Origin of the sequence: Streptomyces sp. NPDC001536 (assembly GCF_042894505.1) — a bacterium.
Classification (GTDB): Bacteria; Actinomycetota; Actinomycetes; order Streptomycetales; family Streptomycetaceae; genus Streptomyces.
On sequence record NZ_JBIAVQ010000013.1, the window covers coordinates 28597 to 41131 of the forward strand.

A 12535-nucleotide genomic window follows, 5' to 3' on the forward strand; every position below is an offset into this window, starting at 1 on the left:
AGACGTCCGGGTGGGCATGACACACAGCGGCAACAGCTCGGAAATCAACAAACTGTTCAAGGAGCCTACGGTCTCGCTCATGACGACAACCGCTCCCGTACACCCCGTCGACGAAGTCCCACCCGTACGCCAACTGGCCGCTTTCGGCCTCCAGCACGTCCTCGCGATGTACGCCGGAGCCGTGGCCGTCCCCCTGATCGTCGGCAGCGCGATGAAACTGTCGCCCGCCGACCTCGCCTACCTCATCACGGCCGATCTCCTGGTGTGCGGTATAGCGACGCTCATCCAGTGCATCGGCTTCTGGCGCTTCGGCGTGCGCCTGCCGATCATGCAGGGCTGCACCTTCGCCGCCGTCTCCCCCATGGTGCTGATCGGCACCACCGGCGGCGGACTCCCCGCGATCTACGGCTCGGTGATCGTGGCAGGGCTCGCGATCATGCTGCTGGCGCCGGTGTTCGGCAAGCTGCTGCGGTTCTTCCCGCCGCTCGTCACGGGCACCGTGATCCTGATCATCGGCCTGTCGCTGCTCCCGGTCGCGGGCAACTGGGCGGCCGGCGGCGTCGGTTCGCCCGACTTCGGGGAGCCGAAGAACCTCGCGCTCGCCGGGTTCGTCCTGCTCGTCGTCCTCGCCGTGCAGCGCTTCGCGCCGGTCTTCCTGAGCCGGATCGCCGTCCTGATCGGCATCGTGGTCGGGCTCGCGGTCGCGGTGCCGTTCGGGTTCACGGACTTCGACGGGATCGGCGACGCGGACTGGCTCGGCATCAGCACGCCGTTCCACTTCGGAGCGCCCACCTTCGAGTTCTCGGCGATCGTCTCGATGCTGGTCGTGGCGCTGGTGACGATGACCGAGACGACCGGTGACCTGATCGCCGTCGGCGAGATGACGGACCGCAAGGTCGAGCCGCGCTCGCTCGCGGACGGTCTGCGCGCCGACGGTCTGTCCACCGTCCTCGGCGGTGTCTTCAACACCTTCCCGTACACGGCGTACGCGCAGAACGTCGGCCTCGTCGGCATGACCCGGGTCCGCAGCCGCTGGGTCGTCGCCACGGCGGGCGGCATCCTCGTCCTGCTCGGCCTGCTGCCCAAGCTGGGCGCGGTCGTGGCCGCGATACCGGCGCCGGTGCTCGGCGGGGCGGGTCTGGTGATGTTCGGGACGGTCGCGGCGAGCGGCCTGCGGACGCTCGCGCAGGTCGACTTCAAGGGCAACAACAACCTGACGGTGGTGGCCGTCTCGGTGGCGATCGGCATGCTGCCGGTCGGGGTGCCGGCGGTCTACGAGAAGTTCCCGGACTGGTTCCAGACGGTGATGAACAGCGGCATCAGCGCGGGCTGTCTGACCGCGATCGTGCTGAACCTGCTGTTCAACCACCTTCCCTCGAAGGCCGGTTCAGTCGCTCCCGAGGCGGCCGGCCTGACGGGAGGCGGCACCGAGGAGACTGTCGAGAAGTCCCGGGAAGAGGTCGTCTAGGTCGTCCTTGCGCAGGCCGTTCATCTTGGCCGTGCCCCGGTAGATCTGGCGGATCACCCCGGCCTCGCGCAGCACCCGGAAGTGGTGCGTGGTCGTGGACTTGGTGACCGGCAGCTCGAACTGCGAACAGGAGAGCTCGTCGCCGACGGCGGCGAGCTCTCGCACGATCTGGAGGCGCATCGGGTCGGAGAGCGCGTGCAGGATCGGCTCCAGCCGGATCTCCTCGCGCGCCGGGTGCGGAAGATCACGGCTGCTGACGGCGGGAGAGGTCACGACGGCTCCAGACTCTTCGGGGCACCCATTGTACGAGACCTCTCGTAGTTTGACACTCTCCGTACTACGATGCCTATCGTACGAGTCGACCACTCGGTCCCGTGATGATTGGAGCCCGCCGTGAGTGCACTCTTCGAGCCCTACACCCTGCGCGATCTGACGATCCCCAACCGGGTGTGGATGCCGCCGATGTGCCAGTACTCCGCGGCGCCCGAGGGCCCTGAGACCGGGGCTCCGAACGACTGGCACTTCGCTCACTACGCGGCGCGAGCGGCCGGCGGCACGGGCCTGGTCATCGTCGAGGCGACGGGGGTGAGCCCCGAGGGGCGGATCTCGCCGTACGACCTCGGGATCTGGAACGACACCCAGGTCGAGGCGTTCCGCCGGATCACCCGTTTCCTGGTGTCGCAGGGCACGGTGCCGGGCATCCAGCTCGCGCACGCCGGCCGCAAGGCGGCCACGGACCGGCCGTGGAAGGGCGGCGCGCCGCTCGGCACGGACGGGTACGGCTGGCGGCCGCTGGGGCCGAGCCCGCTCGCCTTCGACGAACGGCACTCGGTGCCGACCGAGTTGACGGTCGCTCAGATCCAGGAGATCGTCGGCCAGTTCGCGGACGCCGCCCGCCGCGCCCTCGCCGCCGGGTTCGAGGTCGCCGAGATCCATGGCGCCCACGGCTATCTGATCAGCAACTTCCTCTCCCCGCACTCGAACCACCGCACGGACGCCTACGGCGGCTCGTACGCGAACCGCACCCGCTTCGCCCTCCAGGTCGTGGACGCCGTACGGGAGGTGTGGCCGGACGACAAGCCGCTGTTCTTCCGTATCTCGGCGACCGACTGGCTGGAGGAGGGCGGCTGGACGGCGGACGACACGGTCCGCTTCGCCGCCGACCTCCAGGCCCATGGCATCGACCTCCTCGACGTCTCCACCGGCGGCAACGCCTCCGGCGTCCGCATCCCGACCGGCCCCGGTTACCAGGTCCCCTTCGCCGCCCGGGTGAAGGCGGAGACCGCACTGCCGGTGGCCGCGGTCGGCATGATCACCGAACCCGAGCAGGCCGAGAAGATCCTGGTCAACGGCGAGGCGGACGCGGTGCTGCTGGGCCGTGAACTCCTGCGCGACCCATCGTGGGCCCGGCACGCGGCGCGCGAGCTGGGCGGGGACGTGCATGTGCCGGACCAGTACCACCGGTCGGTCTGACCCTCACGCGGGGCTCCATCTCGACGAGCCCTCCGGTCCTCCCTCCGGAGTACGGCGCCCCCAGCACGTACTCCCGGAAGGTCGGGGTCGATGTCTCCGTAGGCACGATGTGCCGGGGGCGCCCGACGACAAGGCTGGCCGCATCGAACGTGAGGAGGGCGCCATGAACCGCCAGACCCGCATCCGCGTCAGCCGCCGCCCCGCAGCACCCCGGGACGAGAAGATCGACCGCAGGACACCGTCGGGACGCCTGCTGCCGTACTGAGTCACCGGAAGGCGGCCGGATGGCTCCGGCCGCCCCGGGGACCTCAACCGCTTGTGCAGACCGTTCCGTTGAGGGTGAACGCGCCCGGCGCCACGCTGTTGCCGGTGTGCGTCGCCTGGTAGCCGATGCTGACGCTCGCGTTCGGGGCGAGCGTGGCGTTGTACGAGGCGTTCGTCGCCGTCACCGCGCCGGAGTTCGGTGCGTAGGTGGCGTTCCAGCCGTTGGTGATGGTCTGGCCGGTGGGCAGGGTGAAGCCGAGCCGCCAGCCGCTCAGCGTGGTCGTGCCGGTGTTGGTGATGGTCACCGAGGCGGTCAGCCCGGTGTTCCAGGCGTTGGTGGTCACGGTCACCTTGCAGGGGCCGGCCGGGGGCTGGGGTGCGGGGCCGTCGCTGTCGAGGCCGAAGAACGTGAGGACGCGGGCCGCCATGCCCCAGGCGTACAGGTTGTGGCCGACGCCCTGGAGGCTGATGGCCTCCACCGGGGCCCGGTCACCGGTGCCGCCGTAGCGGGTGCGGGTCCAGCCGGACTGGGGTGTGTCCGTGGCCGCCGGGGTCTGGCCGACGCCGTGGACGTTCGTCCACTGCTTGATCTCCTCGCCGAAGTTGGGGTAGCGCAGCACGTCGTCCTCGGTGCCGTGCCACAGCTGCATGCGCGGGCGGGGTCCCGTGTAGCCGGGGTAGGCGGCGCGGGCGATGTCGCCCCACTCCTGTGCGGTGCGGATCACGGTGCCCTGGGCGCAGGCGCTGTTCCACTCGGAGCCGTCGGTGGTGGCGAAGCAGCCGAACGGCACGCCCGAGAAGGCGGCACCCGCGGCGAACACGTCGGGGTAGTCGCCGAGCAGGACGTTGGTCATCATCGCGCCGGAGGAGATGCCGGTGGCGAAGATCCGGCTGGTGTCGGCGTCGTAGGCGTCGACCGTCCAGTCGACCATGGACTTGATGCCGACCGGGTCGCTCCCGCCGCCGCGGCGCAGCGCCTGCGGCGAGGCGACGTCGAAGCACTTGCTGGAGCGGGTGACGGACGGGTAGACGACGATGAACCCGTACTGGTCGGCGAGCGAGGCGTACTCGGTGCCCGAATACATCGCCGGGCCGGAACCGGTGCAGTAGTGGACCGCGACCACGATCGCCGGGTTCTCGGTGACGCTCTCGGGGACGTACAGGTACATCTGGAGATTGCTGGGGTTGGCACCGAAGTTCGTGATCTCGGTGAGCGTCGCGGTCGGGGCGAGCTCCTCGCGGGCGGAGGCCTGCGGGGCGGCGAGGAAGCCGGCGGCGAGTAACGCCACCAGCAGTGTGTGGAGCGCGGCGAGGACCGCGCGCAGCGGTCTCCTCGCGGAGGTGCCGGCAGTGGCGGACACGGTGGGTCCCTTCGTGATGGCGGCTCGTGGGGGGCATCGCTGAGGGGAGCAACAGGCATGGTGACATGCACATGGCCGCCATGGAAGCGCTCCCACACACCCTGTTGCCGACGCGATCCGTTGTGCGCAAAGCGTTGACTAGAAAGCGCTTGCCCTCTACGTTCCGTTCAGCAGCGTGGCCAACGGGCTGAACAAGAGGCCCAGAACGTCACTATGTCCGCACATCGCTGTTCAGATTGACGCACGGCATTCAGGTAGATGATCGAATAGGGCTCTCCTGAAGGGACGCACCCCCATGCGTACTCGCCCCCCACGTACACATGCGCAAAGAGTCACGGTGGTGCGCGGCAACGATCTCGGCGGGGCCGCGACCGAGATCTCCCGGACGGGCGGCTTCACCAGCCCGCCGTACGGCCACACCCCGGAGTCCGCCTCGGCGGTCGTCGCCTCGGCGACGTCCGGCGCGGGCGCCGGAAGGCTCTGACACCCCCCTCGACCGCTCGACGGACAGAAGGAATCGGGACATGACTTCTGCACCACGTACGCGCGCCCGCACACGCGCGCTGACCGGCGCGACGGCCACCCTCGGCCTCTCGCTTGGCATGATCATGACTACCGGAGCCGCTCCGGCGAACGCGGCCACCTGGCCGACGCCCAGCAGCAGCCAGCCGGTGTCCGCGACCATCCCCGTCTCAGGCACCGTGGACGGCGGGATGAAGCGGTACTACGGCAGCGGCGCCCTGGCCGGCGACGGGCAGGAGGAGGGCCAGGACCCGATCTTCAAGCTCGCGGCCGGCGCGACCCTGAAGAACGTCATCATCGGCGCCCCCGGTGCCGACGGCATCCACTGCGAGGGCAACTGCACCCTGCAGAACGTGTGGTGGGAGGACGTCGGCGAGGACGCCGCGACCTTCCGCGGCGGCTCCACCTACACCGTGACGGGCGGCGGCGCCAAGAAGGCCGCCGACAAGGTCTTCCAGCACAACGGACCCGGCACGGTGAACATCTCCAACTTCGCCGTCAGCGAGTTCAAGACGCTGTACCGGTCCTGCGGCGACTGTTCCACCCAGTACACGCGCAAGGTCAACCTCAGCAACATCGAGGTGACCGGCACCGGCTCCACCGCGCGCCTGGTCGGCATCAACGTCAACCGCAACGACGTGGCGACATTGAGGGGCATCACGATCCTCAACGACTCCAGCCGCAAGGTCGTCCCCTGCCAGAAGTACAACAACACCACCGCGGTGGGCACAGGCCCCGACAGCACCAACTGCCTGTACTCCACCTCGGACATCACCTACAGGTAGTCCCCCCACGGTGAAGGCGGCCGTACGAAGCGTCCCCGCACGGCGCTTCGCACGGCCGCCGCATCATGTGCCCAACTCCCGCCGGTAGGTCGTGTACGCGGCGCGCAGAGCCTGTCCCGGCCAGCTCTCGGGCAGGAGTTCGTCGGGCAGGACGGGGTCGGCGAGCAGATGCCGTACGACCGCCGCGAAGGCGGCGAAGAGGTCCGCGGGGCGATCCGCGCGTGCCGCGTGGGCGAGCAGGGCCCGGCCGGTGGCGGACCAGGCGTCGAGCGGCCAGAGCGTGGCGGCCAGTTCGCCGGCGGGGCGGTCGGGACGGGCGGTGCAGCGCTCGGCCACCTGATCGAGGTCGTCCGGCAGGGGGCGGCGCAGGTTGGCGGGACGCAACCAGACGCCCTCGCGGAGTTCGGCGAGCCGCAGGGCGGTCAGCCGGGTGCGCAGGTCGGCCCGCTCGGCGGGGCCGCGACCCGTCGCGGTGATCACGAGCATCTCCCAGTCGCCGTCCCACGCGCGCGTGCGTGGATGAACGGCGTCGTCCTGGCGCCGCTGGCGCTCCAGCAGCCGGTCGCTGAGCCGGTACACGGTGTCCGTGCGCCGCAGGTCACCGGCCGCGACCATCCGGCTGAGCGCGGCCCGCGCGGTGGAGCCGCCGACACCGAAGGGCTCCACGCGGCGTACCAGCTCCTTCACCGGCAGCTCGGGCGGATGCGCCCCCAGCAGCAGGCTCAGCACGACCGAGCGCGCGGACAGCGGGCGCAGTTCCGGCTCGTCGGGCCGCACCGTGATGTTCGTCCGCATGGTCACGTACTGTATGTCGTGTTGCATCATTGCTACGACCGCAGCGAGAGTGCAACACTTGCTGCATGGACTCCACGCGCGCGACGCACGACGTCACCAATCAGCCCCCGCCCCTGGCCCCGTACGACGCGTCCGAGGACACGGCCCTCCTGGAGGGGCTGCGCCGCGAGGGCGCCGGCTGGGCCGAGGAGGACATCCGCCGGCTCGGGCGGCTGGCCGGGAGCGTGGAGGCCCAGGAGTGGGCCGAGCTCGCCAACCGCCACGAGCCCGTGCTGCGCACGCACGACCGGTACGGGCACCGTGTCGACGAGGTCGAGTTCCATCCGAGCTGGCACCACCTCATGCGGGTCGCGGTCACCGAGGGACAGGCCGGCGCGCCCTGGGCGGACGGCCGGCCGGGCGCCCATGTCGCGCGTACCGCGGGCGGGCTGGCCTGGGGACACACGGACGCCGGACACGGCTGTCCTACCTCGATGACGTACGCCGCCGTCCCGGCCCTGCGGCACCAGCCGGAGCTCGCGAAGGTCTACGAACCCCTGCTGACCGCCCGGGAGTACGACCCGGTCCTGCGGGTGCCGACCGAGAAGCCGGGCCTGCTCGCGGGCATGGGGATGACCGAGAAGCAGGGCGGCTCCGACGTCCGCACGAACAGCACGACGGCCACCCCCACGGCCGAGCCCGGCGTGTACACGCTGCGCGGGCACAAGTGGTTCACGTCGGCGCCCATGTGCGACGTCTTTCTGGTGCTGGCGCAGGCTCCGGAGGGGTTGTCCTGCTTCCTGGTGCCGCGCGTCCTGCCCGACGGCAGCCGGAACACGTTCCGCATCCAGCGACTCAAGGACAAGCTGGGCAACCGGTCGAACGCGTCCTCCGAGCCCGAGTTCGACGGGACGGTCGCCTGGCTGGTCGGGCCCGAGGGCCGCGGCGTCAAGACGATCATCGACATGGTCAACTGCACACGTCTGGACTGCGTGATGATGTCGGCGACGCTGATGCGCAAGACGCTCGTCGAGGCGGGCCACCACGCCCGCCATCGCAGCGCGTTCGGCGCCCGGCTGGCCGACCAGCCGCTGATGCGCAACGTGCTCGCCGATCTCGCCCTGGAGTCCGAGGCCGCGACCACGCTCACGCTACGGCTGGCGGGGGCGGCCGACCGGGCGGTGCGCGGCGACGAGGGCGAGCAGGCCTTCCGGCGCATCGCGACGGCCGTGGGCAAGTACTGGGTCACCAAGCGGGGCCCGGCCTTCACCGCGGAGGCCCTGGAGTGCCTGGGCGGCAACGGCTATGTGGAGGACTCGGGCATGCCCCGCCACTACCGGGAGGCGCCCCTGCTGTCGATCTGGGAGGGCTCGGGGAACGTCAACGCCCTCGACGTGCTGCGGGCGTTGGTGAGGGAACCCGGCACGGCGGACGCCCTGTTCGCCGAACTCGCCCTGGCGCAGGGGGCGGACGCTCGCCTGGACGCGGCCGTGGGCCGCTTGCGGGGCCTGTTGGCCTCGGCGTCCGAGACCGGCGCCCGGCGGCTCGTGGAGCAGATGGCGCTGACCCTTCAGGCCTCCCTGCTGGTCCGCCACGCCCCGGCCCCGGTCGCCGACGCCTTCTGCGCGACCCGGCTCGGCGGTGACTGGGGGCACGCGTTCGGCACGCTTCCCGACACGGCCGATCTGGGCGCGATCCTGGGCCGTGCGCTGCCCGGGGAGGACTGACCGAGGGAGCAACGACCGGCCACCGTAGGGCCGTTGGCAGACAGTAACCCCGCGATTCCGCTTCGTTGTCAGTGCCGTGGTGCAGACTCCGATCAGATGGCGTTTCGCATGGGGAGGACAGCGTGTTCACGGGGATCGACGAGGTCGACTGGGCTTCGATGCGGCATGCGTACGGCAGTGCCGAGGACGTGCCCGGCCTGCTGCGGGGGCTGGCCTCCGCGGACGCCGCCGAACGGGAGATCGCGCTCGACGGGATGTACGGGGCCGTGCACCACCAGGGAGATGTGTACGACTCGACGCTCGCCTGTGTGCCGTTCCTCTTCGCGCTCGCCGAACGGGCCCAGGTGCCGGAGCGCAGCGAGATCGTGGAGCTCCTGGTCAGCATCGGCGGGGACGGCGAGGTACCCGAGGACGGCCCGTACGCCACGGCCAGGACGGCCGTGCGGTCGGGTGCCGAGGTCTTCCAGCGGCTGACCGGGGACGCCGACGCCGCGGTGCGCGGGGCGGCCGCGGGAGCCGTCGTGCGGTTTCCCGACGAACCGGCGCATGTGCTGGGCCTGTTGCGGGAGCGGATCAGAGTGGAGCGGGACGACCGGGTGCTGCTCGCGCTGGCCGAGGCGCTCGGGTTCCTCGCCCGCCATCACCCCGGGCACGCGGCCGAGGCCGTCGACCTCCTGGCGGCCCAGAGCGCACCGCCGTTCGGGCCCGGGCTGCGGCTGGCCGCGCTCGGGCAGCTCGCGGGCTGTGCTCCCGACCGGCTCCCGGCCGACCTGGTGCCCACGGCCGTCGGACTGCTCCGGGAGCGGTCCGAGCACCGGCCCGTCGCGCCGTGCGAGCCCGACCGGCCGGACACGGACACCCTGGTCGGCCGGTTGCGGCGGTTGCGCCCCTCGGACGAGGAGGGATCCCAGCTGCTGCGCACCCTGCACACCGCGCTGGGCGATCGGGTGGACGACCGGATCGCCCTGCTCGACGGGCAGTTGACCAGCCCGGACCCGACCGACCGGTGCAATGCCGTGTGGATGTCGATGGGGCTGATCGGCGAGTGGCGCGGCGACTACACCGGACCCGTCGCACTGATCGGTGCTCAGCTGAGCACCGAGGAGGGTTGGTTGCTCGAGGCCGCGACATCCGTCCTGGAGGGCCTCTTCGAACTGGCCGTACCCGCCGCCGACGACCTTGCCGCGCTGGTGACGCGCCGCCCCGATCTGTGGGTTCAGCCCTTCGAGCGCAGCCCTTCGTGGTTGGGCGGGCCGCTCAAGGCCTTGGCCAGGTGCGGGGATCCGCGAGCGGTGCCGGTCCTGGGCGAGGTGCTCGCCGGGTCCGACGTGCCCGACGAACTGGGCCGGGTCGTCCGGCACCTGGGACAGGCCGCGGCCCCGCTCGCGCCCGCACTGCGCGAAAGGCTCGCGAGCGTCCCCCTCGACGCTTCGGACGCCTACGACCGGGCCGGTCCGCTGCTGATGGCGCTGAGGGAACTCGACGACCGGGAATGCGTGCCGCTGGTGCTGCGGCTGCTGCTCGGGACGCCGGAGGACCACCGATCGAGGGACACCTTGGCGGAAGAAGGGCTGCGGACGCTCGGGGCGTTCGGGGCCGCGGCGCGCGAGGCGATACCGGTGGTCCGGGGGCTGTTGGAGGGCGGGAGCGCGGTCGCGGCGGCGGATTCACTGTGGGCGATCGAGGGGGATGCCGAGCTTGTCCTGCCTGTTCTCCTGCGGGCGTTGGAGGGCGAGGGCCCCGGTCAGCCCTGGGCCGCGGCCGACGTACTGGCCCGGATGGGGCCGGTGGCCGGACCCGCGGTCGACGGACTGCGGCGGCGGATCGGAGCGTCTCACCCCTGGGAGCGCAAGTCGGTGGCGTGCGCGCTGTGGCGGATCTCGGGCGATACGGAGCTTGCCCTTCCGGTGCTGCGCGACGTGTGGGCCCAGAACGTGCACACCCGCGTCCCGGTCGCCGAATGCGTCGCGGCCATGGGCCCGGACGGGTCCGCACTGCACGACCTGCTCCGGACCGAACTGGCCGCCCCGCGACGGCACACCGCGCCCGAGGGACACGGAACGCACGACGTCTTCACCGACGAGCGCTTGCTGGATGTGTGCCGGGAGACATTGCGGGACGCGTAGGCGCGGCCTTTTCACCACGAGCCGCCCTCGGCCCGGCGCCCGCTCCACATCGGCCCGAACCGCTCCCACTCGGTGTCCCACTGGTCGATCCGGCGGCATTCCAGGCGGCCGCGCAGCATGCGGCCGGCGACGAAGGGCACGAAAGCGGCGCTCGCGCCCACCAGGCCGCCGATCAGGGAGGCGCGCAGGGCGGCCTGGGAGGCGGTGGCCGGGCGGGTGACCAGGAGGCCCTCCCGGTCCGTCCAGACGGTGACCGTGGTGCCCGAGGGACTGCCGGGGCGGACCCGGACCTGGCCGGTGTGGGACGAGCCGTCCGTCGCCGACCAGCGCACCTTCGCCCAGACCCGGTCGCCGCTCGCCGTCCCGGTCTGCCCGGCGAACGTCCCGGGCGCCTCCTCCACGAGCCGTGCCTCGACCTGCCGCCACTCCACGCGCTCGCGGGCCAGGTTGTGCTCGACGGAGCGGGTGGTGCCCATTCCGGCGAACACCCCGGTGAGGGCGCTGAGCAGCCAGGCCCCGAGCACGATCCAGGCCTCCACCTTGTCGGCGCGGCGCTTGAGCGGATTGCGCCGCCAGCGCCATAACCACACCTTCGAACCACGGAACGCCATCGAAGGTTTCCTCCTCATGAGCGCGCGAACATGCCGTACCGCCTCTCCATACGGGGGACGGCTCCTCGGTGCTCAGGGACCGGCCCCCGACACGACCGTCGCACGGGTCACACCCCCGTGGCCGCGACTTGCGCAAAGCGGCCCGCGACTCCCCGCAAGCGGTTACCATCCCCGCCCTGACTCGCGCCTGACCTGCGGCGCAACCGTTTCCAGGGGTGACTGTCAGTGGCGGGGTGCAGACTGGCGGATATCTGAGACAAAGACGTCACGGAGGTGATCGGCATGACCGAGGTACTGCTCGCCGTGGGCACCCGAAAGGGCTTGTTCATCGGACGCAGGCGGGGTGGGACCTGGGAGTTCGACGAGGGGCCCTACTTCAACGCACAGGCCGTGTACTCGGTCGCGATCGACACCCGCGGCGACCGCCCGCGGCTGCTGGCCGGCGGCGACAGCGCGCACTGGGGTCCGTCCGTGTTCCACTCCGACGACCTGGGGCGCAGCTGGACCGAGCCGGCCCGACCGGCCGTCAAGTTCCCCAAGGACACCGGCGCTTCGCTGGAGCGGGTCTGGCAGCTGCACCCGGCGGCCGCGGAGCCGGACGTGGTGTACGCGGGCACGGAACCGGCCGCGTTGTACCGCTCCGAGGACCGCGGCGAGACCTTCGAGCTGGTCCGCCCGCTGTGGGAGCACCCCACCCGCTCCAAGTGGGTGCCCGGCGGTGGTGGAGAGGGGCTGCACACGATCTTGACCGACCAGCGCGACCCGCGGACCGTGACGGTCGCCGTCTCGACCGCCGGGGTGTTCAGGACCACTGACGGCGGGGCGAGTTGGGCCCCCTCCAACTCCGGTGTCTCCGCGGTGTTCCTGCCGGACCCGAACCCCGAGTTCGGCCAGTGCGTGCACAAGGTCACCCAGGACGCGGCGACCCCGGACCGGCTGTATCTCCAGAACCACTGGGGCGTCTACCGCAGCGACGACGCGGGTGCGCACTGGACGGACATCGGCGAAGGTCTGCCGTCGACGTTCGGATTCGCCGCGGCCGCCCATCCGCACCGCGGTGACACGGCGTATGTGTTCCCGATCAACGCCGACGCGGACCGGGTCCCGGCCGACCACCGCTGCCGGGTCTTCCGTACGGCGGACGCGGGCAAGAGCTGGGAGCCGCTGTCGGCGGGTCTGCCGCAGGGCGACCACTACGGCACGGTGCTGCGGGACGCGCTGTGCACCGACGACGCGGACCCGGCGGGCGTGTACTTCGGCAACCGCAACGGCGAGGTGTTCGCGTCGGCCGACGACGGCGACAGCTGGCAGCAGCTCGCGTCCCATCTGCCGGACGTGCTGTGTGTGCGGGCCGCGGTGGTCGGATGAGTCACGAGGGGGGACGGCCGGGCTTTGGCCACCGGTTGATCACCGCTGTCTGTACG

The 12535-nt window shown here is 71.4% G+C and carries 10 protein-coding genes and 1 pseudogene; 7 read left to right on the forward strand and 4 right to left on the reverse strand.

All coding sequences use genetic code 11. The annotated features are described in order from the left end of the window. Positions 1-79 precede the first annotated feature (79 nt). Entirely contained in the window at positions 80-1468 is a 1389-nt protein-coding gene (locus ACFY0U_RS31230; RefSeq protein WP_388641522.1) for a nucleobase:cation symporter-2 family protein, read from the forward strand. On the opposite strand, the gene ACFY0U_RS31235 is transcribed toward ACFY0U_RS31230, so the two are convergent. After that, a complete protein-coding gene (locus ACFY0U_RS31235) occupies positions 1388-1741 on the reverse strand; it encodes an ArsR/SmtB family transcription factor (RefSeq protein ID WP_388641523.1) in 354 nt (117 codons plus the stop codon). The genes ACFY0U_RS31230 and ACFY0U_RS31235 overlap by 81 nt on opposite strands. A gap of 120 nt (positions 1742-1861) precedes the next feature. Between ACFY0U_RS31235 and ACFY0U_RS31240 the strand changes: the two genes are divergently transcribed. Continuing rightward, positions 1862-2941 (forward strand): NADH:flavin oxidoreductase/NADH oxidase, encoded by a 1080-nt coding sequence (locus ACFY0U_RS31240; RefSeq protein WP_388641524.1) that lies wholly within the window; start codon positions 1862-1864, stop codon positions 2939-2941. A gap of 308 nt (positions 2942-3249) precedes the next feature. Here ACFY0U_RS31240 and ACFY0U_RS31245 read toward each other — a convergent pair whose 3' ends face one another. Next, positions 3250-4566, reverse strand: coding sequence for a PHB depolymerase family esterase (locus tag ACFY0U_RS31245; RefSeq protein WP_388641526.1), 1317 nt, complete (start codon positions 4564-4566; stop codon positions 3250-3252). A gap of 340 nt (positions 4567-4906) precedes the next feature. Here ACFY0U_RS31245 and ACFY0U_RS31250 point away from each other — a divergent pair. Both ACFY0U_RS31250 and ACFY0U_RS31255 read left to right on the forward strand, forming a co-directional pair. Then, positions 4907-5050, forward strand: a pseudogene (locus ACFY0U_RS31250) (pectate lyase); the annotation flags it as partial. A gap of 40 nt (positions 5051-5090) precedes the next feature. Further along, positions 5091-5873, forward strand: coding sequence for a pectate lyase (locus tag ACFY0U_RS31255; RefSeq protein WP_388641527.1), 783 nt, complete (start codon positions 5091-5093; stop codon positions 5871-5873). Positions 5874-5936: 63 nt separating this feature from the next. On the opposite strand, the gene ACFY0U_RS31260 is transcribed toward ACFY0U_RS31255, so the two are convergent. Next, positions 5937-6668, reverse strand: coding sequence for a PaaX family transcriptional regulator C-terminal domain-containing protein (locus tag ACFY0U_RS31260; protein ID WP_388641528.1), 732 nt, complete (start codon positions 6666-6668; stop codon positions 5937-5939). A 65-nt stretch (positions 6669-6733) separates the two neighbouring features. On the opposite strand from ACFY0U_RS31260, the gene ACFY0U_RS31265 reads away from it, so the two are divergent. Both ACFY0U_RS31265 and ACFY0U_RS31270 read left to right on the forward strand, forming a co-directional pair. Then, positions 6734-8374, forward strand: coding sequence for a DNA alkylation response protein (locus ACFY0U_RS31265; RefSeq protein WP_388641530.1), 1641 nt, complete (start codon positions 6734-6736; stop codon positions 8372-8374). 122 nt (positions 8375-8496) lie between these two features. Next, positions 8497-10500 (forward strand): HEAT repeat domain-containing protein, encoded by a 2004-nt coding sequence (locus ACFY0U_RS31270; protein ID WP_388641531.1) that lies wholly within the window; start codon positions 8497-8499, stop codon positions 10498-10500. A gap of 11 nt (positions 10501-10511) precedes the next feature. Here the strand turns inward: ACFY0U_RS31270 and ACFY0U_RS31275 are convergent, their stop codons facing one another. Beyond that, on the reverse strand, positions 10512-11111 hold the full coding sequence (locus ACFY0U_RS31275; RefSeq protein ID WP_388641533.1) for a hypothetical protein: 600 nt from the start codon (positions 11109-11111) through the stop codon (positions 10512-10514). Between the two features lie 282 nt (positions 11112-11393). Here ACFY0U_RS31275 and ACFY0U_RS31280 point away from each other — a divergent pair, with 282 nt between their 5' ends. After that, a complete protein-coding gene (locus ACFY0U_RS31280; protein WP_388641535.1) occupies positions 11394-12479 on the forward strand; it encodes a WD40/YVTN/BNR-like repeat-containing protein in 1086 nt (361 codons plus the stop codon). Positions 12480-12535: the final 56 nt, after the last annotated feature.